Source organism: Exiguobacterium sp. BMC-KP (assembly GCF_001275385.1).
Lineage (GTDB): Bacteria > Bacillota > Bacilli > Exiguobacteriales > Exiguobacteriaceae > Exiguobacterium_A.
This window is the reverse complement of the sequence record NZ_LGIW01000015.1, coordinates 825,371-850,817: the sequence shown is the minus strand read 5'-3', so window position 1 is coordinate 850,817 and position 25,447 is coordinate 825,371. Positions and strand designations below refer to the sequence as shown.

Here is a 25,447-nt window from a genome sequence, read left to right as displayed (position 1 = left end):
GATTTTAGGCATCTTCACCGGTTCGTGAAGGTGTCTTTTTTCATGCGCTTTACAGGTTATGCTTGTCAGGAAGCAAGAAGATGCCTACAATTAGAGACAGACTACTCGAAATAACGAACGAACGTTTGTAAAAACGACGTCGTAATTTTGAATTTTGAGGTGAAATGAATGGCGACAGACTTAAATAACTACAATGATGATGCCATACAGGTGCTTGAAGGACTCGAAGCAGTCCGGAAGCGCCCAGGTATGTATATCGGCTCAACCGATCACCGCGGACTTCACCATCTCGTCTACGAGATCGTTGATAACGCAATCGATGAGGCGCTTGCAGGTTTCGGGGAACAAATTGATGTAACGATTCATAAAGATAATGCGATTACGGTTCGTGACCACGGACGCGGAATGCCAACAGGGATGCATGCGTCTGGTAAACCAACAGCAGAAGTCATCTTCACTGTGTTACATGCCGGTGGTAAGTTTGGTCAGGGTGGTTACAAGACGTCCGGTGGCTTACACGGCGTCGGAGCGTCCGTTGTTAACGCCTTATCAACCGACTTGAAAGTGACGATCTTCCGTAACGGGAAACAATATGAGCAAACGTTTGAAAACGGTGGGATGCCGAAGACGACGTTGCTTGAAACGGGTACGACACGTCAAAAAGGAACGAGCGTCTACTTTAAGCCAGACGGCTCGATCTTCAGTACGTTGACATACAACTACGATACGCTCGCGGAACGCTTACGCGAATCAGCCTTCTTGCTAAAAGGTCTGAAGATTACGTTGACGGACGAACGGTCCGATAAATTAGATATTTTCCAGTATGAAGACGGTGTCAGTGAGTTCGTCCAGTACTTGAATGATGATAAAGATACACTTCATCCGACAGTCGCGTTCGAAGGAACAGAAAACGAGATTGAAGTCGATATCGCTTTTCAGTTCACGGATGCCTACTCAGAAAACGTTCTTTCGTTCGTCAATAACGTCCGGACACGCGACGGTGGCACACATGAAGTCGGCGCAAAAACAGCAATGACACGGGTCATGAATGAATATGCTCGGAAGAACACGCTCTTGAAGGAAAAGGATAAGAACCTCGACGGAAACGATATCCGTGAAGGGTTGACGATGATCGTCTCAATTCGGATTCCGGAAGAATTCCTCCAGTTCGAAGGGCAAACGAAGTCGAAACTCGGTTCGCCAGAAGCGCGAACAAGCTGTGACGCTGTCATTAGCCGTCGACTCTCGACGTACTTGGAAGAGAACCCACAAACGGCGACGCTCTTGATCAAAAAAGCAATCCGGGCAGCGCAAGCCCGTGAAGCAGCGCGCAAAGCCCGCGAAGAAGCACGCAACGGGAAAAAGAAGAAACGGTCGAGCATCTTGAACGGGAAACTGACGCCTGCGGCTTCAAAGAACTCGGACAAAAACGAATTGTTCCTCGTCGAGGGTGATTCAGCCGGTGGTTCTGCGAAACAAGGACGAAACCGGACGTTCCAAGCGATCCTTCCACTTCGTGGTAAGGTCTTGAACACGGAAAAAGCAAAACTTGCCGATATCATGAAGAATGAAGAAATCAACACGATTATTCACGCGATTGGTGGCGGTGTCGGAGCTGATTTCGACTTATCGGATTGTAACTTCGACAAAGTCATCATCATGACCGATGCCGATACCGACGGCGCGCATATCCAAGTCTTATTGCTGACGTTCTTCTTCCGCTATATGCGTCCATTGATTGATGCCGGGAAGGTATTCGTTGCCTTACCACCGCTCTACCGCGTCTCAAAAGGAAAAGGCAAATCGGAGAAATTTGAATATGTCTGGGACGAAGAGACCCTCAAGAAAACGACGAAGAAGTTCGGTAAAGGCTATATGATCCAGCGTTATAAAGGACTCGGTGAGATGAATGCACCGCAGCTTTGGGAAACAACGATGGATCCCGAGACACGGACGTTGATTCGGGTCACGATCGACGATGCTGCGGTTGCCGAAAAACGCGTGTCTGTCTTAATGGGAGACAATGTCGGACACCGCCGGACGTGGATCGAGGATAATGTCGCCTTCGGTCTCGCGGAAGACCTCTCGATCATCGAGAACGAGCACGTGACGAAAGAGAGTGTGAACGAACATGTCTAATCTACAAAACATCCTGAACCTGTCGCTTGAGCAAGTCGTCGGCGACCGGTTTGGTCGTTATTCGAAATATATCATTCAAGATCGTGCCTTGCCGGATGCCCGGGATGGTCTGAAACCGGTCCAACGCCGTATTCTGTATGCGATGCATACGGAAGGCAACCTGTTCGACCGCGCTTACCGAAAATCAGCTAAAACGGTCGGTGTCGTCATCGGTAACTATCACCCACACGGTGACTCTTCGGTCTATGAAGCAATGGTCCGTCTGAGTCAAGAGTGGAAACTGCGTTATCCGTTGATCGATATGCAAGGAAACAATGGATCGATTGACGGCGATAGTGCGGCAGCAATGCGGTATACGGAAGCCCGTCTTTCGAAAGTCTCGAGCCTGATTCTCGACGGGATCAACAAACAAACTGTCGATTACACGCTGAACTTCGATGATACAACAGAAGAACCACTCGTCTTACCGTCACTGCTGCCGAACTTACTGATGAACGGTTCGACAGGGATTTCTGCTGGTTACGCAACCGAGATTCCACCGCACCACGCGGGAGAAGTCCTCGATGCTGCCATCGGTCGGATCTCTGGTACGGTTCAGAACGTCGATGACTTGTTAACACACATGCAAGGTCCTGATTTCCCGACCGGTGGTGTTGTGCAAGGTCTTGACGGCATCAAGAAAGCGTTCGAAACAGGACGCGGGAAAGTCATCATTCGTTCGCGCTCAACGATCGAGACACTGCGTGGTGGTCGTCAGCAAATCGTCATCACTGAACTCCCATATGAGGTCAACAAAGCGAACCTCGTCAAACGGATGGAAGAACTCCGTCTTGATAAGAAGGTCGAAGGTGTTGCGGAAGTCCGCGACGAGACCGATCGCGACGGGTTACGGGTCGTCATCGAGTTGAAGAAGGAAGCGGACGCAGAAGGTGTCTTGCACTTCTACCTCAAACAGACTGACTTACAAATTGCTTATAACTACAATATGGTCGCGATCCACGAGCGGACACCGCGGCAAATGGGTGTCTTGACGCTGCTCGATGCTTACCTCGCACACGTTAAGGAAGTCGTCATTCGCCGGACAGCGTTTGATCTCGAGCAAGCGAAACGTCGTCAGGAAGTCGTCTCTGCCTTGATGACAGCAATCTCTGTCCTCGATGAGACGCTTGCCTTGATCCGTTCTGCGTCAAACAAAGCGGATGCGAAGGACAAGCTGATCACGCGGTTCAACTTCACGGACCGTCAAGCGGAAGCTGTCGTCATGCTTCAACTTTACCGGTTAACGAATACCGATATCGTCGAGTTGCAGGAAGAAGCGGCGAAACTCGAGAAGGAAATTGCTCGTCTTGAGAAAATCCTCAACGATGAAAAGACCCGTAATCGTCTCATCATCAAGGAATTGACGGTCTTGAAGGAACAAGTGGCGGATAAACGTCGTTCGACGATCGAAGCGGAAGTCGAAGAGCTGAAGCTGAAGACGGAAGTCATGATCGCCGTCGAGGAAACGATGGTCTTCTTATCGAAAAATGGCTATGTCAAACGCTCGTCACTCCGTTCATTCGGTGCCTCGAACGACTTGCCGGACTTGAAAGAACAAGATCGTCCGTTGCTCCAAGGGCAAGCGATGACGACGGATCATTTGATCGTCTGGACCGTTCGCGGCAATTACTTGCTGATCCCAGTCCACCAATTGCCGGATACGAAGTGGAAAGATGGCGGTCAACACGTTGCGAACCTCGTTCCACTCGAACCGGGCGACCGAGTCCTTTCGGCAGATCTCGTCCGTTCGTTCGACGAAGCACAGCATTGCTTGTTCGTCACACGTCAAGGGATGGTTAAACGCTCGAAACTGAGTGACTACAATGCGCAGCGGAAGTCAAAACCGCTCCAAGGCGTCCGTCTAAAGGCAGATGATGAAGTCTTGTATGCGCAGGTCTCGACGGGTCAAACCGACCTCTTCCTCGCGACACAGAATGGCTTCGGTCTCTGGTTCACGGAAGACGACGTCCCAGTCGTTGGTGTCCGGGCAGCTGGTGTCAAAGCAATCAACTTGAAGGATCAGGATGTTGTCGCTGGCGCAATTGGCTTCAAGGAAGCACCACAGATCGTTCTCTTAACGCAACGGGGTGCTTTGAAGAAAATGCGTCTCGCGGATCAGTTCCAAGTCTCGAGCCGTGCACTCCGTGGCTTACAGTTGCTCCGTGATTTGAAATCAAAACCACACCAAGTCGCAGCGCTGATTGACGTCACGCAAGCGAAAGAATTGGTTCTCAGCGGGAAAGAGCAGGAAAAAACGATCCAAATCAGCTCGTTATCGTTCCTCGACCGCCTGTCGAACGGTTCATTTGCCTATGACGAAGATAAATTCGGTCCATTGCTCGATTGGTATACACGATAAGATGCGGCTCCTCCGGTTAACGGGGGAGCTTTTTTGCATCTAGCGGGGCAGGAGAGGGTGATTTTGAGACGAATGCTCGGAATTTTGAGATTTATCACGAGAAATATCGTTTACAAATTGAAACACCGACCAATAACGGCTACAATAGAAGAAATAGTCAGGTCACGATTCGTCACAATCAAGCGTCGGGTCACGCGTCTCCGCAGCTTTGCTTATAGCGTCAATCGATCAAGCAGCTACGGGACCGTCCCTTTAGCTGCTTGTTGTGCAATCTGCCGACCTTGGAGAGGTGATGAAGATGAAATTCAGACGTCGCGAAAAAGTAGCAATCTATATCACTCGGGAAAAACCTAACGGATGGGAACTACTTGTTTTTCATCCACAATCGGCTCCTGAGAGTGATTGGCAGATCCCCGCAGGTACGATCGAAGATGCTGAAATCGCAAAAGAAGCGGCTGTTCGTGAGACGCTTGAGGAAAGTGGTCTCTCGTTAGCATCCGTCCAGTATGTCGGCGAAGAAGAGATGCGGTACCCAGAGCGCATGCGGGTTCATTATACGTATTTCTACCATGCACACATCGAATGCCAAGAGAACCGTTGGACGCATTGTGTTGCTGGTGACGGTCAGGATTGCGGTGATTTCTTTGATTTCGCGTGGTTGCCGCTCGAACGGATTACGCAACTCGAACGCCGCCATCATATTTTCTTAGATCGTTTGATTCATCGATTGGAACGGACACGTCCGTATGATTGTCGAAAACACGGTTAATCCCGTGTTTTTTTGTTTTGTCTCACTATCTTAAGTTTACCTTGCTTGTGAGACAAATTCTTATAACTATTGATAATATATGTTATGTTAACTTGAATAAAAAAACGAGAATTAATTCTTATTCATCAATCCCCCTGTCGTTAAAAAATCGGTCTATCGTCCTGTTGGTCTTCCCCGTCATTTTTTGTTACTCTAATAACAGTAACACTGCGAATGTTACCTTTTTATCGGTAACAAATAAAATGTTGCTGGTTTTGTGGCAACATTTAGACTGGAGGAATTGCTATGCAAGCTGTTGCCTTATCGTTTGATGTCAAAGGCTCCCGCGATTATTCAAGCAAAGAAACGTTATTGCAGACACTCCGAACACTGGCTGATGAGTTAAACACGGCATTTCCAGCAAGTATCGTTCCGTTCCAAATCAAGTCTGGTGACAGTTTATTAGCTGTATTCGCGGATTATCCCGTGAGTTATCCGATCATCTTGCAACTGTTGAATCAAGACTTACCGGGCTATATCGGGATCGGTTTTGGTCAATATGAGACGATTTCGACGATACAGGCTGAAGAAGCCAATGGTAGTGCGATCATTCATGCGTTTGAAGCACAGGAGCAGGCGAAGACGCTCTCGTCACGGATTGCGTTTGCCGGACCGCCCTACTTACCAACCGCCCTGCTGAACGGTTATCTTGAGATGCTTTATCCAGCGTACTTTGGGAAAACGGATCGCCAGATTGAACTGCACCGGTTGATGGATCAATACCCAGATGACACGTATGAAGAGATTGGTCTGAAGATGGGCTTTAAAGAACAAGATGCCCGCGCGAATGTCGCGAAGCTCGTCTCCCGCTCGCAGCGAAAGCAACGTAAGCGTCTGGAAACCGCCTTAACGCAGGCACTAGAGCAATTCCAGGTGTGGGAGGCGATTCGGTGACCGTATTACTTAGTCTATTGCTTGTTCACTTACTTGCTGACTTTCCATTGCAGACGAAACAGATGGCATTGCATAAACAGCGAAATCGACGGATTTTAGTCCAACATCTCGCTGTTCACGGTGCTTTGATGTTATTTGTCCTCGCGTTCTTCGTCATACGAGGGACGTTAAGCTTAGAAAGCGCCGGGTTGCTTGGCGGTAGTATTCTCGTGTTTCACGCCCTACTCGACGCCTCCCCGCTCAAACGTCGCGTGAAGCAAGCCGCTGCTTACTGGATCGATCAAGCGTTACATATTGCTGCCATCATTGCTTTGACGTGGTTGTTCGTCCCGATTGATTGGTCACTGTCGTTCTCGCGACCCGAGCAAGTCCTCTGGATTCTCTGCTTCAGCTTAGTGACGACAGAACTACTCGGTCACGGGATTGCTTTGATGCTTGCCCCATTTGCGCCACGATTGATCGAAGCGCATTTTGAGCGGAAAGTGACACGGAAGGAGCAATTGGACGGTGTCTCACGGACTGTTACACACGAAGTCGAAGACTCCGCCCGTAGTTATACGACGGAATTGAACGGAATCGGGCGCTATATCGGTCTCGTTGAACGGGCGATCATCACCCTGCTCGTCGTCACGAATGCAACTGGCGCCATCGGATTCATTATTGCCTTGAAGGCACTAGCCCGTTTTAAACAGTTTGAAGATCGCCGTTTTGCGGAATATTACATCATTGGGAGCTTGCTCAGTATTTTAGGTGCGATTTTATGTGGACTTGCGATGCGTGTCGCACTCTAAACGATGAATGAAAGTGAGGGAGACGGTCTTGACCGTCGCACGAAACATGAAACAAATTGGATTAGTGAGACATCACCGGGTGACGGAAGGATACCCGACAAAAGGCTGGATCAGTGCCAGCGATATTGAAAAGTGGATCGAACGCTATGATACGTCAGACATCGATATTCAGCCTGAAGAGCTTGGTCAGATCGATTGGACGGTCTGTTATGCCAGTAGTATGCCGCGTGCCGTACAGACAGCTCAGAGCGTCTACGATAAAGAGATCATCGTAACGGACCTACTGCGTGAGGTACCATTTCCGACGATTCGGTCGAATCTACGGTTACCATTCCTTGGTTGGGCAGTCCTCGGTCGACTTGCTGCACCATTCAGTAAACGGATTCAAGCAGAGATCAAAGAGGCAAATGAACGAATCGAGGTTCTGTTGAATCAATTGATGTTCGAGGATGATGAACGGGTCTTACTCGTCGGTCATGGTGGCATGATGATTTTGATGCGTGCTGCCTTGAAGCGTCGCGGTTACCGCGGACCACGGTTCGGTCATCCGCGTAACGGTATGCTCTATCTGTTCGAGAAAGAGGATCCGACATGTTGAAGTGGGGATCAACGATTTTACTAGCACTCTGCTTGATCGTCATCTTCTATACGACACGGGACGATGAGACACCCCCTGCCCCAACGGCAGGTCAGATGGAGGTCTATGGTTTCGACGTCGGGCAAGGAGATAGCACGTTCATCCGAACGAAAGAAGATGCGATCTTGATTGATGGCGGGAATAACGGCAAAGGGGAAGATGTCGTCCGTTATCTAAACGAACTCGGTGTGAAACGCCTGACCGCCATTGTCGCAACACATCCAGACGCTGACCATATTGGTGGACTTGATACGGTCCTCGATGCGTTTCCGGTTGAGAGTGTCTATGCTCCGCGCGTCACGCATACGACGGAGACCTATCGCGACTTCCTCCTTGCCGTCAAACGGAAAGGCGTGACAATCAAGTCGGTCAAAGCGGGTCTTGAGATCCCGAGTGAAGTCGCACGTTTTACGTTTCTTGCTCCACTGACAGACGGAACACAGGATCTCAACAGTTGGAGTGCTGTCCTTCGCGTCGAGAACGGACAGGACCGATTCCTCTTCATGGGGGATGCACCGATTCGGACCGAGCAACAATTGCTTGAGTCGGACGAAGATCTTCGCGCTGATGTTCTAAAACTTGGTCATCACGGAGCAGAGACGTCGTCTTCCCTGCCCTTCTTACAAGCCGTCGCCCCCAAACGAGCCTTGATCTCAGCTGGTAAGGACAACGCCTATCGTCATCCACGCCCCTCTGTCTTACAGGAATTGAAGACGGAACGGATTATGGTTGATCGAACGGATAAAAACGGAACGATTCAGTATATCTCAAGCGGTAACGGGATCAAGGAGTCAAACCGGACCGATTTGCGACCGGACTAATCGAATGCGGAGGTGAATCAGATGAGACTTACCTTATCTGATTTTGAAGATGATTTAGCCATTTGTGAGACGGACGAACGCGAGACAATCACGTTACCAAAAAGTCGTTTGCCGCGGCAGGCAACGATTGGTGATCGACTCGATTGGACGGGGCGCTCGATTCGCATCTTGCGCGATGAGACGAATGTACGCAAAAAAGAGATCACCGCGTTGATGGATGACCTCTTTGAAGATTGAAGCGACTTCCTCAGGAGACTGAGGGAGTCTTTTTTAATTGAGTAGACTGATAACGAGACCAGCGATGATCCCTGCTGTGAATAAGGAACCTAGCGTATAGGTGAGTATTCGTAATCCGATCGGTAGTCGACGAATCGCTGCAAAAGCTCGTCGATTCGGTGGTCCTCCGGAAACAGCACGTTGATACGCATCGATTGGACTGTAGGCAACATCTTGTTGCTTACCTGGAGTAGTATTGAATTCGGTCGTATGTGGTTTCATCTCTCCACCCTCCCTATCGTAATGACTATATCTCATGTATTCGCTAAGTGACTTCATCATCCTGCTTCAATTTTTTTAATATTTCACGAAACTTTTGGATGAAACTGGTAGTATAGTAAAGAGACGTATTTCATAATTAGTGGTTTCAGGAAAACCACTAGCAGTTTTTTCTGAATTTTCGTACACTTTAGAAATACGATGCATCTTAAAGGGGGAATCATCCATGTTTCAAACGTTACGTACATCACTTAAACAATCTGTCCTTGGTCAGGACGATGTGATCGATCATTTACTGATGGGATTACTCGCTGAAGGGCATGTACTACTAGAAGATCGTCCGGGGACCGGTAAAACGACGCTAGCCAAAGCACTAGCACAGACGCTTGATGCCAAATTCTCGCGTGTTCAATGTACAGCGGATACGTTACCGACCGATCTACTTGGAATGGAGCTGTTCAATCCGCTGACAGGATCGTTCGAGCAACGCTTTGGTCCACTGTTTGCGAACATCGTACTCGTCGATGAAATCAACCGGACGACACCACGGACCCAGTCGGCGTTACTAGAAGCAATGGCGGAAGCGCAAGTGACGATTGGCGATACGTCCTATACGTTACCCCAACACTTTCTTGTCATCGCGACGCAAAACCCGTTCGACGGACACGGAACGTTCCCGCTACCCCATGCGCAACTTGACCGTTTCTTGTTTAAGTTGTCGTTTGCTCCCCTGACACGTCAGGCGGAAAAAGCATTATTACGCGGGGCTCACCTGACAGCAGCCGAACTGCAAATCCCACTCGAGCAGCTGAATGACTGGAAAGAAGAGGTCGTTGCTGTCTCAATCGAGGATAGCGTCGAAAACTACTTACTCGACGTCTGTGACGCCCTCCGTGCCCATCGTGACGTTGAGATCGGACCAAGTCCACGGGCAACGCTTGCACTCTTGAAAGCAGCGAAAGCACGTGCCTGGATGCAGGAGCGGACGTACGTGACACCTGAAGACGTCAAACACTTGGCAACGCCACTCCTCGCTCACCGACTGGTCCTGACACTCGAGGCAACGCTGAAGCTGTCGAACGAACGTCTCGTCGAGCAGGTTCTTGATTCGTTGACTGTCCCGACTGAGGTGTAAACAATGCAGTTGATCATACCAAAAGCGTTTAACCTTATCATTCTTACGATGACGGGTGTAAGTGGGATTATCGTCGGTCTCTACGGACCGGTCTGGATCGCGGCTTTGTTATTCGCCTACACGTTATATGGTTGGGTAATGCCCTACTATCTCGAATATGTCGCAAAGCGAATCCGAGTCAAACTCCTTGAAACGGTTCGGGCGTTTCGGGAAGAAACGATCCAGATACCGTTCGAACTGTCGAACACGACGAAGTTGCCGCTCGGTCGGATCACGATTTCCGGTTTGCTCGGTGATCAAATCAAATTTCCTGATGCGAGTAGTCAATTTTGGCGTCAACATTTGTACGTCGGCAAACAGACGACCGTTCCGTTTTCAATCGATGTCATCGCTGCCCACCGGGGAACGATCCGGATTCAATCGTTTGACGTCATGATCTCGGATCCGTTTCATCTAACGACGATCTATGTAACGCTTGATATCCACGAGTTGGGTCATGTCTTCCCCGACTTTGCACCAGCGTCCGTCGAATGGAATGAGCGGATGATTCCAGGTGAGACGATTGATCGATCGAGTCCGTTCACCGATCGGTCGAGTTTTCATTCCGTCGTACCCTACTCTGGAGATGCGAAATCCATCTATTGGTCTGCCTATGCAAAGACGAACGAACTGTACTCGTATCAATATGACCGCAAACGCAATCATGACTATGCCGTGATCGTCGATGGCTTGTCAGCAGACGGGCTCGCCCTTCGCTCTGACTTCGAGAAACTCTTATCTCGCGCTGCGACCATCATTCGTGAACTCGAGAAACAAGGTGCTTCCTACAGTCTCTGGATCTCGATGGTAAATCGGTCAGGTCAGTGGTACCATGTCCCGTCTGGTACGGGAAAACATCAATTCCTGCGAACGATGGAATGCCTTGCCCGGATTTCGGAATACGACTTACCGCTTGAGCGTCGTTACTTCACGAAACGACTGCAGCGTAGCGTGCCGTCGACGACGGCGGAAATCCATCTTGGTCACCGGCAGAAAGGAGTGAGCGCATGATACTCTGGTGGATGTTCCTTGCGAGCCTGTTACCTGTTCCGTTCTACCTAGCGCTCGTTTTCCCGGCACTTGCCTTCGTACCGCACCGTTCGCTCCGGATTGGACTCCAATTACTCGCAGCTGGGTTATTATTTTTCCTATCTCCCCTAGCTAGCGTCTTAGCCTTTGTTTTCATCACGTGGTCTGCGTTTCTTGATACAGTCGACTCTGCCTGGCGTTATGCTACTAGTGCGATGATCATCGGTGTCGCGATGATTCTATTCCCAGGAATGACGCCATCGATTGGTGCCTTTCTACTCCTGCTTCTCGTTGTCGCGTATCCATTCGTCGTCACCTACATGACGGAGTGGCGACGCATCTTCCCGACGATCGCTATCGTACTTAGCACGGGGCTGATTGTCGCTTTCGTCTTCCGGCTCACTAAAGAAGCACTCGTCGGATCGGTCACGAGTGCGATTCGGCCACTCTTTGAAGCTTTCGGTTCGCTATTCCTTTGGACAGAACCGCTTGGTCGAAAAGCGGATACGATGACGAATCGGGCAATGGGGTTGAATAACATCAAAGGTGTACAAGGGATCAAGCAAGAAGTCGTCCAAACAGGACCACCGGATTGGATTTGGATCGCAACGACGTTTCTAACTGTCATCTTTGTTGCCATCACCCTCTATGTCATCAGGAAGCGAAAAGTCATAGCAATCGAAAAAGAACAAACCGTCAAGCAGTCCAAACAAATACGGACACATGCTCCCAAGCGTCACAGTCATCATCCGTTACTGAAGATTGCTTCTCAGCTCGAGCAAGCTTTCCCAAGACGGCATGAGGAGACGACGCTTGAGTGGCTGACGCGAATCGAGTTCCCAGACACGGTCCAAAACGCGCGTCTGATTGACGGTATCGAGTTTAGCCCAAGTGAACCTGCCTACGATATTCAGACCTTCCGTCGGCAAGTACGTGAACAAATCGAACGTTAACGAAAAGCCCTTGCTCATGGAGCAGGGGCTTCGTCGTCGCATAACGTCCGCATCAATTGGTTCCGGGATGTCGTCGCAAGTCCCCAGTCGCAGATTGCATCGAGTAACGGAATCAAAGACGAACCTTTAGCGCTTAAGGCATATTCGACACGTGGTGGTACTTCCGGATAAACCGTCCGTGTGATTAGTCCATCCTGCTCGAGTTGCTTCAACTGTTGCGTCAGTGTCTTCGGTGAGACGTCCTGGATATAACGCTCGAGCGTGTTGAAGCGCACCGTCCCTTCTTCATGTAGTTCATATAAGATCATGACTTTCCACTTTCCTTGAATCTGTCGCATCGTCGCGTCGAACTCATTTAAATACACGATCTACTACCCACTCCCTTACCAAAAGGTAACTCACTGACCAAAAAGTGCGTACTTTTCGGAACGACTTCCCTCTGTTATCTTCAATCTATCATATCAAATAAGGAGACGATATCATGAAAACAGGATTCATCGCGATCACCGGTGCTACATCAGGAATCGGGTATGCCATTGCTCAAACGTTCATTCAGAAAGGGTACCGTGTCTTATTGCTCGGACGTCGGATTGACCGTCTTGCGAGTCTTGCCTCGGATGATGTCTTGATCCGCCAAGTCGCAGCAACGGACCGCGCTGCCCTCGACGCTTCATTAGCGGAAGCAACGGAAGCGTTCGGTCCGGTCGAAGCGATCATCAACAATGCAGGACGGATGCTTCTCGGTCAAATCGAGACGCAAGACCCAGCAGAATGGGACGAGATGTTTGATGTCAATGCACTGGGTGTCTTACACGGCATGCAGGCTGTCCTACCATCGATGGTGAAACGCAAGACCGGTACGATCATCAATATTAGCTCGATTGCCGGGAAAAAGACGTTCGCGGATCATGCGGCATATGTCGGGACGAAATTCGCCGTTCATGCGATGAGTGAGAACGTCCGAGGAGAAGTCGCGTCGCATGGCGTCCGTGTCATGACGATTGCCCCAGGTGTCGTCGAGACAGAATTACTCGGTCACACGACAAGTGACGCGATCAAAGACGGTTATAACGAATGGAAACAGTCGATTGACGGTGGACTCGATCCGCAGGTTGTCGCGGATACCGTCCTATTTGCTTTCGAACAACCCCAATATGTCAATATCCGGGAAATCGTCTTAGCACCGACGAAACAACTCGATTAACGCAGAACAGACCGAAGCGCTCAGAAGTGGATGTACTTCTTTTTGCTTCGGTCTGTTCTTCATTTCGGGTACATTATTCTGTCAGATGACGCTGTTCAATCGTTTGAAAGATCGAGTGATAGATCTGGAATTGCTCCGAACGATTCGGTCGTTCGATTCCCTCACCGAACAACCAAGTCGTCTCATGCGTATCGTCATATAACATACCGGACGCAAACGTCGGATTCGGTACCGAAATGCTCCCCTCGTAAGAGAGGTTAGGATCAAGAAACGGTTCGACTGATTTTTGAGAGCCTATGAAGAAAAATGGAATATGCGCTTTTTGGTAAACGGTGGCATATTCACGTCCTGCTGCCGCTTTTAGATAGTCGGGCATGATCATGACGGCATCGTAACGGTGTAAATCTCCTTTGATCTCCTGCAACTCAATCGAATGGAAGTCCGGTGATTGCGCTAGTACTGGAGCCGTTCCGACGACGGCGATGGTGAGATCGATGGAACTGGCTTTTGGCGTCAATGCCGTTTTTTTCAGTAGACACACCGTAAACAATATACTGAGTGCAAGTAAAGTCATGACGGTTCTCTTTCTCATCTGTCCCTCCATGATTTCCTAATATTAGGTCTTTCACCTATTTCATTTATACCATAGAAACGCATGACGCTATGTTTTTGTACAAAAGGGAAATCGTATGAATAAAGTATCAAAAATAACCAATAAAAAAAGACCCCTAATTGGAGTCTTTTTACTTTTCAGCATCGATTTTCGAAGCTTTTTTTGCAATGATGACAATAAAAACGATGGCACCGACAGGAATCACGAGCGGCATCCAGTCGAGGATATACTGTGCGTTCATCGTATCCCCCCTTACCTAGCAAGCTATAAGCGTAGCATATGCCAATTGCTTAGGAGTTGCAAGTCACAGTCGGGGCAAAAGCGCGTTGGCAACTGAGTAATAAATCAATACACTTGTCGAAAGGGTATATCCAATGAATAAAAGCGGTGTGAATTTAGGCTTCATGCGTCGTTCAATCAGACGTAACGAGGCGACGGTGACAACAAGAGCAATGACCGGACTAAATCCGAACACGACGATGTCTAGTGATGTCACGACATCTTCAGGGAACACGAGATGAAAGACAAAAAGTGAGAATAAGTACCAAGACGTATAGGATAAACAAACGAAGAAGAGGAAAGCACCTAGCTTTCGCCACCCGTTTTGCTGACTTTTTTCCATCTGTTGCATGTCGTTCCTCCTACATAAGTATCAGATACTCTTAATAGTAACTGGAACTTTTAGCTTAAAATATTCAAATATGAATATCCGACAAAAAACGACAAAAAGTTCTCTTTACGTCAACACAAAAGAGCAAAATCCACGGTCAAGTGAACTTTGCTCGATATTTTTAGATAACAGGTGTCTTAACTTGGTACATTGATGCAAGACCTGCCACTTTTTGTTTGAATGTCTCCCGTCGCTCGACTGGTGCGATAATTTCTGCTTGATTACCAAACTGGATTAGCCACATCATGAAACCATCTGAAAAGAGTGCATCGACTTTAACTTCGAACCAGACGTCGTCAAGACGACGACAACGAATGTCTGTTCCAAAACGATCGACGACAGTCGGCATTAGACTTTCTTGGAATTTGAGTGTCAGTTGCTCATTCTCTCCCCCATACATATTGAACATGTTGCTTAAATAGCTTGGTTCGACATCAACTGGTTCTTCCATCGGTTCGAATGGTTTACAGTCAACAATTCGATCAATGCGATATGTCCGAATCTGTTTGATTCGTTCGTCGCGTCCAATCAAATAGTAATTTCCGTTATCCATTAAAAGATGTGCCGGAGAGACGAGGTAATGCTCCCCATCCTTTCGTAACTCGAACTTTCGTGTCCGTTCATTGAATTTTCCTTGGTACTGAAAACTGATGACGAGATTCTCACTTATTGCCTTTTGAATCGTATCGATTGAACGTGACGTCATTCCCTTTGGTTTTTTAACGGTATGTAAGACCGGCTGAAGCGACTTTGCCATTTTATCACTTGTCAGAGATTGAATCGTTTTGACGAGCGCCGTCGTCTCACTTTCCGATATGAATTTTGCACTGGCGATCGCATCAACGAGCAATCGGAGTTGATGATGCTCAAATGGACGACTGACGAGATGATACGGAATGGCAAGTCCATTTTTCGTCTCTTCCGCCACGACGTCGAAGCCAGATTTAGCAAGTGCCGCAATGTCATCTTTCAGCGATTTTCGGGATAGCTTCTCGATCAGCCCTCGTTTCGAGAGTTCTATGCTCAATTCCTCAAGCGTCAAAGTATTTTCTTCGTCTGATTGACGTTCGAAGATTTCTCGTACAGCAAGTAAGCGATCACGGTTCGTTAATTTTTCATTTGACACTACGCATCCTCATTTCCTAAGTCACAATGGTTTGGTTATACTTTACAGTATACATGAAAATGAATATGAGATTAACAATAATATGGTAAATATTAAGAGATAGGAGAATTTGGATGCATAATATCGCAGAATGGAATGGTCAGCGCTTTGATTACCGGGATAGCGGGAGCGGTCCTGTTATCCTGTTGATTCATGGAACACAATCCGATTATCGGGAAGTCTACCATGTTGAAAATTTGATTGCAGCAGGGTATCGTGTCATCGTTCCGTCACGACCGGGATACGGACGAACACCGCTTCAACTAGCAGACAGTCCAGAGACACTCGCCGCATTTTATGCAGGATGGCTTGCGTCCCGTCAGATTAAGCGTTACACCGTTTACGGGATCTCAGCAGGTGGACCGACGGCTATTGCTCTTGCGGGACAGGATACAGCTGTCCAGGCACTCGTCTTAGCTTGTGCGATGACACACCGGATCTCTCTTCCCTACCATCGTCTTCTCATTCAACCGGTCTTACAGCGTCCCTTACAGTTCATTCAGTGGGGGCTCTGGACATACGTGAAAGATAAGATCCGTAAATTTCCTGAAGAAGCGGCTGTTCGAATGGTGGAGATGACGAGTCTGTTACCACGCGAAACGATCCGTACTCACATCAGTGAGACGGATACGTCGTTGCTGTATGAAGTGGGTCTCCAGAACGGTCCTGGACGAGGTGTCTTGTTCGATATCACACAAGACTTGGAACGCGAACGACTCGAATCTGTCGCTTGTCCCGTTTTGATCGTTCATTCGAAGTCAGACCGTGCTGTTCCATTTGAGCACGCCGAACATGCACGACGTGCAATTCGACATGCCCAGTTCATTGAATCGAAGAGTCCAGGGCATCTGATTTGGATCGGTCCATCTGCGCGTCGTGACGAGCGGATGATTGAACGATTCATCCGATTAAATCAGATGACTTGAAGACGGAGCCGCATTTTCAGCTTTTCGTCATCTTCTTCGATTGCGATCAGACCGCGACTCGTCAGTTCACCAATCGCACGGCGTGTTCGATCTTGATTGAGTCGGGCACAGCGAGCAATTTCGGCGATTCCCATTCGGCATGACAGTTGGTTTGCCTTGATTTTCGATGAAGGCTTTGCAACGGAGCGTTGTAAAAGACGCCAAAAGACGTGTCTGGCATCCTCTGATAAGGCATAAGCATTCTTTTCAATCACTGGCGGCATATAGCGGACATCTTCTCGAATCCGGCGAATCAGATAAAGACTGAGCCATTCTTCGAGTTCGGCTTGAATACGGGAGAACTCGAACCACCACAGTTGCTCGAGTGCCTCTTCTTCTTTTGTCGCGAGCTGCCAGCTAGAAGGAATCTCATCAAACTCTTCATCGAGCCAGTCTTCGTAATCCAGTGCCGTCTCATATAAGACTTGTGACGGAATTTGCTCGAGTGACGTCCGATGTTTATAAATATCAAAGCTCATCCGTCGAAAATGTTCGACGGATGCAGCCACTTGGCTTAAGTGAATCAATTGTTTCGTGATTAAACGCGCCAGTCCATCCATCTCGAGGTGGATAGCATATAAGTGTTTTTCTAGCGCAATGAGCGTAGTTCTCTCCATTCGACTGTTCCTCCCCTATTTGTTTTTCGTCTTCTTGTCTTTTTCCGCAAAACCCTTATTCAAAACCAATTGTGAGCATATCGGTGTATTGACAGTGAAGATTGGCATAGAATAAGAAAATCGAAATCAAAAGGAGATGCACGTTATGTATACGATTTTTGGGAGCTCACGCAAAGGAAACAGTGAATGGCTAGGAGAAGAAGCGCTGAAAGGTATCGCACACACTTCGGTTGATTTAGCGAACGTTTCCATCCAGCCGATTGAGGATCGCCGTCACCATGGTGGCTTTTTACCGATTGGGGATGACTATCGTCGAATCGTCGAAGAGATGCTTCTTCACGAGGATATCCTGTTCATCACGCCAATCTATTGGTACTCGATGTCGACGAAGATGAAATTATTCATCGACCGATTCAGTGAGTCACTCCGCGACGAAGAACTCGACTTCAAACGTCGGATGCAGGGGAAACGATTCCACTTGATCGCAGTCGGTGGAGATGATCCGCGCGTCAAAGGACAAGCACTCGTCACACAGTTTGAGCACATTGCGTCATTCCTCGGCGCGACGCTTGAGACAGCGATTCTTGCTGAAGGAAATGCACCAGGCGAAGTCGAACAAGATGAGCAAGCCCTCGCAGCCATTGCAGCGTTCCGCGAAAAAATGTCAGGGGCACGTGTTTAAGCATTATTCGTGAAGGGAAATAACTGAAAAAGAGTGCACGACTCAATTCAGGAGGTGGTCAGCCATGTTCGCATCTAAAAAACGATCGAATCGCAAGTGGAAACAACTGACTTCACGCCAGCACATCCTTCATCTCGAACATTTGTATCAATCACGCGAAGAGACGCTTATTCGTGATCGGCTTTCTTTACAACACATTATGGAACGTGCCGTCAGGACAGGACAAACGGTCCAAGTCCGATTAAAACAACTCGATCCGGTATCCGGATCGATTCAAGCGATCTTCCACGATCGTGGAACGATTGAACTCGTCACGTCGACCGGTATGTGCCGGATGATTCGAGCGTCGGACGTCGTTGATATCGAATGGACAACGCATTAAACGATTCAACCCCTTCTTACGTAAAAGAAGGGGTTTTTGTTTACCATTATAAGCCTTTTCCTCCAATGGGACGATCCTCAAGAACACGTTCGACGTGTTGGAGCAATGGTCGTGCTTGCGCAATCAATTGACGTGTCAGAGGTAACTCTAAGGATGCAAGATGCGCACTGGCATCCGTCCAAATTTCGCGGACATACAAAACATCAGGTTCTTCTGAAATACTAATGATGTACTGGTGACAGTCTGGATGTGTTTCTAAAGAAGTTGCTGCTTCAAGTAGTAAACGGGTAACTTGATCGCGTTGCTCAGGTTGGGTCGTAAACGTCGTTAATAATCCATACATCAGGATTCCTCCGATAACGGACGGATTTCAGCATGCCAGCCGTAAATTTCCCCTTCTGCGACTTGAGTTGTCGGGTGAAGAGAAGCGAGTTCCATCGCCTGATCAAAATCCCGTGCTTCAAAGACAATCAGACTACCGATTTGTTCTCCATGCGTACGATCCGGTTCTACTTTTTTCTGTACGACTCCATCCTTCCAATAAAATGCTTGTGTCGCTAGACCCGGGTGCCAGTCTGAAATGATATTGACTTGTTCATTGAACGTCTCCATAAGTGAGTCACATCGAGCCATCAACGTATTGATTTCATCTTTCGATAAAGCGTCCATTTGTTCCGCATTGTAATAGCCGATATATAAGAAATGCATCATTCTTCCTCCTCTCAGCTTTCCCATTCCCTTCCAAGAGAAGGCTAAACAAAAACCTCCTGTCTCTAAACGGAGAAACAGAAGGCTTAAGTATTATTCATCTTTTAACTTTACATTTTGATCCGCGGGTAACGTCGTCGTCGTTTCTTCATCCTCAAGCTTAGGTACACCAGCTCCATAATCTGTTGCTTCATCTGTCACATAAGACGCTGCAAACGCTGGGTTCAGTAAGTCGGATTTCGATCCAACGATGACGATCCGACCGTGACGGACTTCGTCTTCTAGCCCTTCAGCGACATCTTTCGTCATGCCGAGTTCGGATAATTGCGCGATCCGGTCTTTTCGGTTGCTCCGGACGGCTGACAACAAGGTATCGAAGAACGACTTTTTCGTTACGCGGTACGGTAACGTCTGTGTATCATTCGCGATGCGTTCCGCGAGTTCTTCGTCTTTTGCAAAGATGTAAATCTGTTTATTCGAATAGCCACTTGATTTGAGGCTCGTCACTTCTGCGTCGACAGCGGTCATGTTTCGCACGATGCGTGTTTCAAGCATAAAAATCCCTCTCCTTCATGCAGTAAGCTGCTGATAGGAAGTTATACCCGAAACATAATAGATGAAACCTAAAATTGAAAAATGAATCAAGCTGCTTTCTGGATTGATGACGCACGCCGCTTTTGCCACGTTGTAAACAAAGCAACCAGCACGATGAGGGCGACTTGTGGTACGAGCGTCTCTAGCGTCGGATAAAAACCGAGCCAACCAACCGTTCCAAGTCCATTAATCGGATGAATTGGCAAGACGTTCGTCAGTTGCAACGCGTGTAGACTTGTCCCAAGAATCTTAAACGCCATCAGATAAATCAACCATGACGCGACTTGGAACAAACGATGAATCGGTAAGCGGACACCGATTTGGATGACGGCATATGAGACAAGACCGATGATGACGATTGCGAGCCCGATTCCTGACAGTAAGGCGGTCTTCGTCATCGCTGGTGCCATTCCGATATAGAATAACAATGTCTCTGCTCCTTCTCGGAAAATCGTCAAAAAACTGACGAAGAACAAGGATGTCGTTGAAAGCGTCGATAAAAAGTGTTTTCGTTTGGCGACAGCGCTCTTTGAGTGCAACCAGTAGCCGACGAACAACATGACAACGACCGCGACGATGCCCGTATAGCCTTCGATTTGTTCCCGACCCGTTGCCGCGAACGAAGCTTGGAAGACTGTCTGTAAGATAAGCGCTAACAGACCACTCGCTAACAGACCAAGACCAGCACCTGCCCAGACCTTCCCTTCTTGTTTCGACTGACTTTTCCGTGCGAAGGCAACGAGCGCGCTGACAATTAGTAACGCTTCGAGACCTTCGCGCAACATGACAAGCATCGCATCGACAAACGTGTAGCGGGTCTTAGTTTGTAATTGTGCAATAGCATTTTCGAACGACTGGAGTTCTTGTGCGGTCGCTTTCCGTGTTTCAGGCGTCAAACGAGCGAGTAATAGCGGAACGTCCGACTCCAGCTGGGAATAGAGCCCTTCATTGCGAGTTCGGACTTCCCCTTCTGCGCGTGGCCATGTCTTCAGAAACGATTCCAGTGCCTGTTTTGCTTTAGGTAAGTCGTTTGCTGCAAGTGCGGTTTGCGCTTGTTCGAGCGGTGTCAGCAAAGACTGGAGTCCTGTTTTCTTCGCTTTGACTTGATCTCCGTCGAGGAATGACTGAACCGCAATATCAAATTGATCAAGTGCCGCCGCCCACTCTTTCGTATCCGCGGGCTTTCGCGCCGCTGCAATCCGGATTGAGGCAAGCGCCATCTCGATGTTGCCATAGTGGCCGACACTCTCATTGCGAACAAGACTTTCATGCGACGACCAAGCGGTTAACAATTGTTGTTCTGCTGCCTGGCGTTCACTTGCTTTGACCTGACGCATCTCTTGAGTTAATGAGAGTAACTGTTTAACCTTTGCCTTCGCAACCGGATCCGTCTTCGGTTTCGTTGCTTCTTCCTGTTTTCGGACAGCGGCAGAAAGTGTTGTCAGTTGCTCGCGGACCTCGGGAAACGCTGCCGACCGATTGGCATCGACCTGTTTTACGGCTTTTGTGATTGCCGTTTGCTGTTCAGGTAAGTCGTGAGCAGCTTGATCCAGTTCATTGATTGCTTGATTGAGTGCTGTGCGATCTTCACTTGCGACAGCAGACAGCGCTTGTCCGATCGCGACATAAAGATCGTCCGTCGAAGCGGCATGGACAGGCACCGCGTGTTGACCGGCTACAAGGAGTACAAGTAAAAGGATAAGATTACGCAAATAACGCATCACCAATGTAGCCTCCTTTCGAGATTCCACCAAAGCAAGCAAAGATAGCGCTCCCCCGGTGCGTAATGTATTCATTCAGTCGATCTTGCGCGGCAAGCCGGCGTTGAATCTCGATGAATTGTTTCGGCGACCGCTGATATGACAAAAAGAGTAGCCCCGCGTCGAGGGCGCCCGTTTTTTCATCGATTCCGTCCTGATACGAGTAGGAACGGCGTAAAATCGCTGTCTTCCCGTCACCGTGCGCAACGGCTGTATGGGAATCCGTCGGTAAGGCAGCTTCGCCACGCGCCTGCCGTTTCGCTGGTGTAACAGAAGCGAACTCATCCTTTGAACCAAGTGGTGCCCCGGAAGCGCGTTCGCGTCCGAAGGTCCGTTCCTGTTCTTTCAAAATCGTCCGGTCCCAGACTTCAAGATGCATCTGAATTCGTCGAACAACGAGAAATGATCCGTTAGTCAGCCACGGTGTCCCGTCCTGCCACTGGCAAAAGAGAGCGTCTTTACGGACCTGTTTCTTTGAGACGTCGGGATTACCGGTCCCGTCCTTAAAGCCAAACAGATTGCGCGGTGTGCCGCCAGACGCATCTGCTGCTTTACTACGCTGGAAGCCAGCTTGGGACCAGCGCATCGCGACTGTTCCGCGACCAACACGAACGAGATTACGAATTGCATGGAAGACGACTTGAGCATCGTCCCCACACACTTGGACGACAAGATCGCCTCCGCTCCATTTTTCGTCTAAGCGGTCAAGATCAAACGTTGGCAACGGTTGGAGGGCGTCCGGTCGCTTATGTCCGATTCCGAAACGACCGTCAAATAGACTCGGGCCGCAACCGAACGTAAACGTCAAGTGACCGGCAGATAATCCGTCCGCCTCTCCTGTGTCTTCCGGTGGGACATAACGGGAGTCAGAATCTCCGTAAGGTAACCCGGCCGCAAGTCGGGCACATAACCGCGTCCAGCGTTTTAGTAAATCAACGAGTTCATCGCGTCGCTCCGTCTTGATATCAAACGCCACGACTTGGACATGATTTTGTGGTGGCGTTAGAATTCCTGCTTGGTACGTCCCGTAAAACGGCTCTTGATCACTCGCTTCTACGGTCAACGTTCGAGGAAGAAATTTCTCAAGACCACTGGCGTACAGAGCAGCACCGAGACTTGTCAATCCGGCGACTTTTAGGACATCACGCCGCGTGACGCCTTCTTGTAGTGGTTTCATGCTTATCCCTCCAATACGATGCCCATCTTCGAGAGCGGTTCAGCGAGTTCGTTGATTGCGACACTCATCTGCTTAACGTCTTGTTTCGAGAGACTTGTGTATAAGACATAACCATCACCCTTTTTCTTGGCGTCGAGTAAGGCGTGGACATCCTTAAAGCGAGCCGCGATTTCTTTTGATAATGCTGCATCTTGTTTCTGAAGTGCTGGATTCAGTAGCTCGTAAATTTTTTCAGCACCCTCGACGTTTGCTGCGAAGTCATATAAGTCCGTATGCGAATAACGGTCTTCTTCACCCGTCACTTTGGATGTCGAGACTTCGTTGAGTAAATCCGTCGCCCCGGTAACGAGTAATTCTGGTGTCACGTCGACCGTCTCGACCTTTGCTCGTAGTAAATGGACGTCTTTCATCAATTGTTTCGCGTACGCTTCATATCCTTTTGTCGTTCCCTTTTCGAATAATCCTTGCTCAATCCGGTGATAGCCACCCCATTCAGAAGCTTTGACGTCGCCTGCTCGGGCGTCGATTTTTGGATCGAGGTCTCCGAACACTTCTGCAATCGGTTCTGCACGTTCGTAGTACATCCGCGTTGGCGCGTACAACGCTTTTGCCTCTTCTAACTTGCCAGCTTGAACAGCATCGGTGAATTTTTCTGTTTCACGGACAAATGTATCGATTTCATTAATCGCATACGTTCGGTAATCGGTGACGACCTGATCGAAATTCGGTTTTTTCGGTGCCGGTGTCTCCGCTTGTTTTGCTTCGCTACAACCCGCTAAAACAATCGTGAGTGCCCCTGTCATCAGTAATGCTTGTTTCATGTATAGTTCCCCCTGTTACTAATTAAGTCAGTTCCTTCATCAGTATAAACGACAATGATAATCGTTATCAATAAAAACTTTTGAGCAATAAAAAAGCTTGAATCGGTCATTTTGACCAATCCAAGCTTTTCATCAGACTTTTTCTTTTCGTTTTTTGAAGTACGTCCGTGAAATGATGAACGTAACGATTCCGAAGCCAATGAAGACGAACGCTTTTTGGAACAAACTTAGGAACGACAAATCGAACAGCAAGAGTTTGACGGCACTGACCGTCAGTAACAATAACCCGGACAGCCGCCACGTCGACGATGTCCGCATGCGTCCGATGGCAACGAGTACGAGTGCCAGGACGATATAGGCAGCGGACAATGTCGTACTGCGCGCCGTTTCCTCAAGACCACGATAGAACGGTAGTTCCATGATGATCAACGTATAGGTCGTAAAGACGCCAATCGCAGCTAAGACGAGTACGAGTTGCCACGCCCCCTTCCAGACAGGGTCATGATGCGTCCGAACGAGAAGTAAGACGAATGCCGTCGAAGCAAGAATCATCGCGAGCACCGTCAACGCATACGAAAGACCGAGTCGTTGATAGGTTTCATAGTCGGCGACAGCCGAGAAAATGAAGATGACGTACAAGCCGACGTTGAACAATCGTTGATGCGGCATTCGTGCACGCGGAACAAACCAAAATGCAGCAATCAAGCCGGCAATTAGAAGATAACGCAATTGATACGTCCAGCTAAGTTCATCGGCTGGAATCAACAGGACAGCAGCTAGTAAAGCAATGTGCCCGACTCCGTTTTGGGCGGGATCCTTCAACCGTTCAGCAAGGAAGTAGGCAATGCCAGCGAACAGAATCGCTGCAAGTGCTCCGAACGACCAATCGAGAATCAGTAACGCCAGGATGACGACACCTCCAGCCAGCCAGCTTGGAACGTTCGGTTGAAACTGGATGCGTCTTCCGACAAATGAAGTCGCACCGTAACCAAAGAGTGTCGCGAGCAATACCGACCATTCATCAAGGCGCGGTGCATCATAGTCGTACCAAGAGAGCGTCAACGACAGTAGACCAAACGCGAGTGCAATCGTAAAGATGACCCAAGCAAACACGAACGCCTTCTTTGCTTTCAGTCGATCAACGGCGAAGAAGATCGCTGCGAAAAGGACGACTTCGTATAGTAAGAAGAGCGGTAAATTCGGGTCGTCCGATAGTTGTAGATACGGTAATAAGAAGCCAGTGATGGACACAAGGACTAACAAGGCTTGCGACCGCATCCAGAGCATTAATCCGTACGCAATGAAGACGACGACGAGCTCAAGTAAAAAAGCTAAAGATGGTGGATAAAATTGATATAAGGCCATTCCAGCAAATAATGCTGCTAAGGAGACAATCGTTCCAGTCGCGACGAGTCCGACGCCGAGCTCGCGCCGTTTTTTCTCATACTGATATTCTCCAAGAGCGATGACGAGTAGACCGATCAATACCCCACTCCCGATTCGGACTGGTGGGCTGATCAAACCGGCAACGGATGCATAAGAGAAGAGAAACAAGGCACCGAGCGCTGCGAATATCGCTCCAATGCGTGGTAACCAGACGGTCGCAATGACCTGTTCCCATTCTTCGCGCGATCGTTTTTCTTTTATTGTCGGCTGAGGGACGACTGGTTTTCGTTTCGTATAAGCAGGACGTGGTTTCGGGCGTTCGATACTTGACGCTGGTTCGATTGGTTCAGGTGCGACGGGAGCGACATGCTGATCTTCAAGCTTCGCAACCCGTTGTCGTAACGCTGCGACCTCCTGTTCGAGACGCGTGATCCGTGGATCTTCCATCTCTTCACTTCCTTTCATGGATACATTGACATTCTTTTACACACCTAGCAGGTGAATCCCTTCATTTTACGGTAGATTTTCGACCAAAGACAGCCTTGACTTGAAAAACAATTAAAA

28 protein-coding genes are annotated in these 25,447 nt (G+C 48.7%); 15 read left to right on the top strand and 13 right to left on the bottom strand.

What is annotated here, in order from left to right; all coding sequences use genetic code 11:
• Positions 1 to 168: 168 nt before the first annotated feature.
• The 8 genes from parE (at position 169) to ADM98_RS10060 (ending at position 8,725) form a co-directional block, all read left to right on the top strand.
• Positions 169 to 2,139 (top strand): DNA topoisomerase IV subunit B, encoded by a 1,971-nt coding sequence (gene parE / locus ADM98_RS10095; protein WP_053453385.1) that lies wholly within the window; start codon positions 169 to 171, stop codon positions 2,137 to 2,139.
• Positions 2,132 to 4,537, top strand: coding sequence for a DNA topoisomerase IV subunit A (gene parC / locus ADM98_RS10090; protein WP_053453384.1), 2,406 nt, complete (start codon positions 2,132 to 2,134; stop codon positions 4,535 to 4,537). Before parE ends, parC begins: the two co-directional genes overlap by 8 nt.
• A 298-nt stretch (positions 4,538 to 4,835) precedes the next feature.
• Positions 4,836 to 5,306, top strand: coding sequence for an NUDIX domain-containing protein (locus ADM98_RS10085; RefSeq protein ID WP_235504877.1), 471 nt, complete (start codon positions 4,836 to 4,838; stop codon positions 5,304 to 5,306).
• A 285-nt stretch (positions 5,307 to 5,591) separates the two neighbouring features.
• Positions 5,592 to 6,239 carry a hypothetical protein gene (locus ADM98_RS10080; protein WP_053453382.1) on the top strand — a complete coding sequence of 216 codons (648 nt, stop codon included), beginning with the start codon at positions 5,592 to 5,594 and terminating at the stop codon, positions 6,237 to 6,239.
• The gene (locus ADM98_RS10075) at positions 6,236 to 7,030 is read left to right on the top strand and encodes a DUF3307 domain-containing protein (RefSeq protein WP_053453381.1); all 795 of its coding nucleotides are present in this window, start codon (positions 6,236 to 6,238) and stop codon (positions 7,028 to 7,030) included. Before ADM98_RS10080 ends, ADM98_RS10075 begins: the two co-directional genes overlap by 4 nt.
• 7 nt (positions 7,031 to 7,037) lie before the next feature.
• Entirely contained in the window at positions 7,038 to 7,628 is a 591-nt protein-coding gene (locus ADM98_RS10070; RefSeq protein WP_235504876.1) for a histidine phosphatase family protein, read from the top strand.
• Positions 7,622 to 8,488, top strand: a complete 867-nt coding sequence (locus ADM98_RS10065) for a ComEC/Rec2 family competence protein (RefSeq protein ID WP_235504875.1) — start codon at positions 7,622 to 7,624, stop codon at positions 8,486 to 8,488. The genes ADM98_RS10070 and ADM98_RS10065 overlap by 7 nt, the downstream gene beginning before the upstream one ends.
• Before the next feature lie 21 nt (positions 8,489 to 8,509).
• Complete coding sequence (locus ADM98_RS10060; protein ID WP_053453380.1) at positions 8,510 to 8,725, top strand: DUF3006 domain-containing protein; 216 nt, start codon at positions 8,510 to 8,512, stop codon at positions 8,723 to 8,725.
• A gap of 33 nt (positions 8,726 to 8,758) precedes the next feature.
• Here the strand turns inward: ADM98_RS10060 and ADM98_RS10055 are convergent, their stop codons facing one another.
• A complete protein-coding gene (locus ADM98_RS10055; protein ID WP_053453379.1) occupies positions 8,759 to 8,986 on the bottom strand; it encodes a hypothetical protein in 228 nt (75 codons plus the stop codon).
• Between the two features lie 223 nt (positions 8,987 to 9,209).
• Here ADM98_RS10055 and ADM98_RS10050 point away from each other — a divergent pair, with 223 nt between their 5' ends.
• From ADM98_RS10050 to ADM98_RS10040, 3 genes are read left to right on the top strand one after another with little or no spacing between them, the layout of a single operon-like run.
• Entirely contained in the window at positions 9,210 to 10,118 is a 909-nt protein-coding gene (locus tag ADM98_RS10050) for an AAA family ATPase (protein WP_053453378.1), read from the top strand.
• Positions 10,119 to 10,121: 3 nt separating this feature from the next.
• On the top strand, positions 10,122 to 11,168 hold the full coding sequence (locus tag ADM98_RS10045; RefSeq protein ID WP_053453377.1) for a DUF58 domain-containing protein: 1,047 nt from the start codon (positions 10,122 to 10,124) through the stop codon (positions 11,166 to 11,168).
• Positions 11,165 to 12,139: a hypothetical protein gene (locus tag ADM98_RS10040; protein WP_053453376.1), complete on the top strand. Its 975-nt coding sequence runs from the start codon at positions 11,165 to 11,167 to the stop codon at positions 12,137 to 12,139. Before ADM98_RS10045 ends, ADM98_RS10040 begins: the two co-directional genes overlap by 4 nt.
• A gap of 14 nt (positions 12,140 to 12,153) precedes the next feature.
• Here the strand turns inward: ADM98_RS10040 and ADM98_RS10035 are convergent, their stop codons facing one another.
• The gene (locus ADM98_RS10035; RefSeq protein ID WP_326933872.1) at positions 12,154 to 12,504 is read right to left on the bottom strand and encodes a winged helix-turn-helix transcriptional regulator; all 351 of its coding nucleotides are present in this window, start codon (positions 12,502 to 12,504) and stop codon (positions 12,154 to 12,156) included.
• Between the two features lie 116 nt (positions 12,505 to 12,620).
• Between ADM98_RS10035 and ADM98_RS10030 the strand changes: the two genes are divergently transcribed.
• Positions 12,621 to 13,343: an SDR family oxidoreductase gene (locus ADM98_RS10030; RefSeq protein WP_053453375.1), complete on the top strand. Its 723-nt coding sequence runs from the start codon at positions 12,621 to 12,623 to the stop codon at positions 13,341 to 13,343.
• Positions 13,344 to 13,416: 73 nt separating this feature from the next.
• On the opposite strand, the gene ADM98_RS10025 is transcribed toward ADM98_RS10030, so the two are convergent.
• From ADM98_RS10025 to ADM98_RS10015, 3 genes are all read right to left on the bottom strand, one after another.
• Positions 13,417 to 13,935: a hypothetical protein gene (locus tag ADM98_RS10025; protein WP_152910970.1), complete on the bottom strand. Its 519-nt coding sequence runs from the start codon at positions 13,933 to 13,935 to the stop codon at positions 13,417 to 13,419.
• A 325-nt stretch (positions 13,936 to 14,260) separates the two neighbouring features.
• A complete protein-coding gene (locus tag ADM98_RS10020; protein WP_053453373.1) occupies positions 14,261 to 14,587 on the bottom strand; it encodes a hypothetical protein in 327 nt (108 codons plus the stop codon).
• 160 nt (positions 14,588 to 14,747) lie between these two features.
• Positions 14,748 to 15,752, bottom strand: coding sequence for a helix-turn-helix transcriptional regulator (locus ADM98_RS10015; protein ID WP_053453372.1), 1,005 nt, complete (start codon positions 15,750 to 15,752; stop codon positions 14,748 to 14,750).
• 113 nt (positions 15,753 to 15,865) lie between these two features.
• Between ADM98_RS10015 and ADM98_RS10010 the strand changes: the two genes are divergently transcribed.
• A complete protein-coding gene (locus ADM98_RS10010) occupies positions 15,866 to 16,717 on the top strand; it encodes an alpha/beta fold hydrolase (RefSeq protein ID WP_053453371.1) in 852 nt (283 codons plus the stop codon).
• On the opposite strand, the gene ADM98_RS10005 is transcribed toward ADM98_RS10010, so the two are convergent.
• Complete coding sequence (locus tag ADM98_RS10005) at positions 16,705 to 17,373, bottom strand: hypothetical protein (protein ID WP_053453370.1); 669 nt, start codon at positions 17,371 to 17,373, stop codon at positions 16,705 to 16,707. The genes ADM98_RS10010 and ADM98_RS10005 overlap by 13 nt on opposite strands.
• Positions 17,374 to 17,518: 145 nt before the next feature.
• On the opposite strand from ADM98_RS10005, the gene ADM98_RS10000 reads away from it, so the two are divergent.
• Entirely contained in the window at positions 17,519 to 18,055 is a 537-nt protein-coding gene (locus ADM98_RS10000; protein ID WP_053453369.1) for a flavodoxin family protein, read from the top strand.
• 64 nt (positions 18,056 to 18,119) lie between these two features.
• A complete protein-coding gene (locus ADM98_RS09995) occupies positions 18,120 to 18,437 on the top strand; it encodes a hypothetical protein (RefSeq protein WP_053453368.1) in 318 nt (105 codons plus the stop codon).
• 46 nt (positions 18,438 to 18,483) lie between these two features.
• On the opposite strand, the gene ADM98_RS09990 is transcribed toward ADM98_RS09995, so the two are convergent.
• From ADM98_RS09990 to ADM98_RS09960, 7 genes are all read right to left on the bottom strand, one after another.
• The gene (locus ADM98_RS09990; protein WP_235504874.1) at positions 18,484 to 18,780 is read right to left on the bottom strand and encodes a putative quinol monooxygenase; all 297 of its coding nucleotides are present in this window, start codon (positions 18,778 to 18,780) and stop codon (positions 18,484 to 18,486) included.
• Positions 18,780 to 19,145: a YciI family protein gene (locus tag ADM98_RS09985; protein WP_053453366.1), complete on the bottom strand. Its 366-nt coding sequence runs from the start codon at positions 19,143 to 19,145 to the stop codon at positions 18,780 to 18,782. Before ADM98_RS09985 ends, ADM98_RS09990 begins: the two co-directional genes overlap by 1 nt.
• A gap of 93 nt (positions 19,146 to 19,238) precedes the next feature.
• On the bottom strand, positions 19,239 to 19,700 hold the full coding sequence (locus ADM98_RS09980; protein ID WP_053453365.1) for a general stress protein: 462 nt from the start codon (positions 19,698 to 19,700) through the stop codon (positions 19,239 to 19,241).
• Between the two features lie 86 nt (positions 19,701 to 19,786).
• Positions 19,787 to 21,460 carry an FTR1 family protein gene (locus tag ADM98_RS09975; protein ID WP_053453364.1) on the bottom strand — a complete coding sequence of 558 codons (1,674 nt, stop codon included), beginning with the start codon at positions 21,458 to 21,460 and terminating at the stop codon, positions 19,787 to 19,789.
• Entirely contained in the window at positions 21,444 to 22,676 is a 1,233-nt protein-coding gene (efeB, locus tag ADM98_RS09970; protein ID WP_442855414.1) for an iron uptake transporter deferrochelatase/peroxidase subunit, read from the bottom strand. Before efeB ends, ADM98_RS09975 begins: the two co-directional genes overlap by 17 nt.
• A 2-nt stretch (positions 22,677 to 22,678) precedes the next feature.
• Positions 22,679 to 23,497, bottom strand: coding sequence for an iron uptake system protein EfeO (gene efeO / locus ADM98_RS09965; protein WP_053453362.1), 819 nt, complete (start codon positions 23,495 to 23,497; stop codon positions 22,679 to 22,681).
• Positions 23,498 to 23,629: 132 nt separating this feature from the next.
• Positions 23,630 to 25,330 (bottom strand): DUF2339 domain-containing protein, encoded by a 1,701-nt coding sequence (locus tag ADM98_RS09960; RefSeq protein WP_053453361.1) that lies wholly within the window; start codon positions 25,328 to 25,330, stop codon positions 23,630 to 23,632.
• Positions 25,331 to 25,447: the final 117 nt, after the last annotated feature.

What these genes read in the sequence shown, in the direction of transcription:
- ADM98_RS10060 (WP_053453380.1), top strand. Translation starts at nt 8,510, where the DNA reads ATGAGACTTACCTTATCTGATTTTGAAGATGATTTAGCCATTTGTGAG.
- ADM98_RS10055 (WP_053453379.1), bottom strand. Translation starts at nt 8,986, where the DNA reads ATGAAACCACATACGACCGAATTCAATACTACTCCAGGTAAGCAACAA.
- efeB (WP_442855414.1), bottom strand. Translation starts at nt 22,676, where the DNA reads ATGAAACCACTACAAGAAGGCGTCACGCGGCGTGATGTCCTAAAAGTC.
- ADM98_RS10040 (WP_053453376.1), top strand. Translation starts at nt 11,165, where the DNA reads ATGATACTCTGGTGGATGTTCCTTGCGAGCCTGTTACCTGTTCCGTTC.
- ADM98_RS10085 (WP_235504877.1), top strand. Translation starts at nt 4,836, where the DNA reads ATGAAATTCAGACGTCGCGAAAAAGTAGCAATCTATATCACTCGGGAA.
- ADM98_RS10070 (WP_235504876.1), top strand. Translation starts at nt 7,038, where the DNA reads ATGAAAGTGAGGGAGACGGTCTTGACCGTCGCACGAAACATGAAACAA.
- ADM98_RS09985 (WP_053453366.1), bottom strand. Translation starts at nt 19,145, where the DNA reads ATGCATTTCTTATATATCGGCTATTACAATGCGGAACAAATGGACGCT.
- ADM98_RS10000 (WP_053453369.1), top strand. Translation starts at nt 17,519, where the DNA reads ATGTATACGATTTTTGGGAGCTCACGCAAAGGAAACAGTGAATGGCTA.
- parE (WP_053453385.1), top strand. Translation starts at nt 169, where the DNA reads ATGGCGACAGACTTAAATAACTACAATGATGATGCCATACAGGTGCTT.
- ADM98_RS09960 (WP_053453361.1), bottom strand. Translation starts at nt 25,330, where the DNA reads ATGGAAGATCCACGGATCACGCGTCTCGAACAGGAGGTCGCAGCGTTA.
- ADM98_RS10080 (WP_053453382.1), top strand. Translation starts at nt 5,592, where the DNA reads ATGCAAGCTGTTGCCTTATCGTTTGATGTCAAAGGCTCCCGCGATTAT.
- ADM98_RS10045 (WP_053453377.1), top strand. Translation starts at nt 10,122, where the DNA reads ATGCAGTTGATCATACCAAAAGCGTTTAACCTTATCATTCTTACGATG.
- ADM98_RS10050 (WP_053453378.1), top strand. Translation starts at nt 9,210, where the DNA reads ATGTTTCAAACGTTACGTACATCACTTAAACAATCTGTCCTTGGTCAG.
- ADM98_RS10005 (WP_053453370.1), bottom strand. Translation starts at nt 17,373, where the DNA reads ATGGAGAGAACTACGCTCATTGCGCTAGAAAAACACTTATATGCTATC.
- ADM98_RS09995 (WP_053453368.1), top strand. Translation starts at nt 18,120, where the DNA reads ATGTTCGCATCTAAAAAACGATCGAATCGCAAGTGGAAACAACTGACT.
- ADM98_RS10010 (WP_053453371.1), top strand. Translation starts at nt 15,866, where the DNA reads ATGCATAATATCGCAGAATGGAATGGTCAGCGCTTTGATTACCGGGAT.
- ADM98_RS10020 (WP_053453373.1), bottom strand. Translation starts at nt 14,587, where the DNA reads ATGCAACAGATGGAAAAAAGTCAGCAAAACGGGTGGCGAAAGCTAGGT.
- ADM98_RS10065 (WP_235504875.1), top strand. Translation starts at nt 7,622, where the DNA reads ATGTTGAAGTGGGGATCAACGATTTTACTAGCACTCTGCTTGATCGTC.
- ADM98_RS09975 (WP_053453364.1), bottom strand. Translation starts at nt 21,460, where the DNA reads ATGCGTTATTTGCGTAATCTTATCCTTTTACTTGTACTCCTTGTAGCC.
- ADM98_RS10025 (WP_152910970.1), bottom strand. Translation starts at nt 13,935, where the DNA reads ATGAGAAAGAGAACCGTCATGACTTTACTTGCACTCAGTATATTGTTT.
- parC (WP_053453384.1), top strand. Translation starts at nt 2,132, where the DNA reads ATGTCTAATCTACAAAACATCCTGAACCTGTCGCTTGAGCAAGTCGTC.
- ADM98_RS09980 (WP_053453365.1), bottom strand. Translation starts at nt 19,700, where the DNA reads ATGCTTGAAACACGCATCGTGCGAAACATGACCGCTGTCGACGCAGAA.
- efeO (WP_053453362.1), bottom strand. Translation starts at nt 23,497, where the DNA reads ATGAAACAAGCATTACTGATGACAGGGGCACTCACGATTGTTTTAGCG.
- ADM98_RS09990 (WP_235504874.1), bottom strand. Translation starts at nt 18,780, where the DNA reads ATGTATGGATTATTAACGACGTTTACGACCCAACCTGAGCAACGCGAT.
- ADM98_RS10030 (WP_053453375.1), top strand. Translation starts at nt 12,621, where the DNA reads ATGAAAACAGGATTCATCGCGATCACCGGTGCTACATCAGGAATCGGG.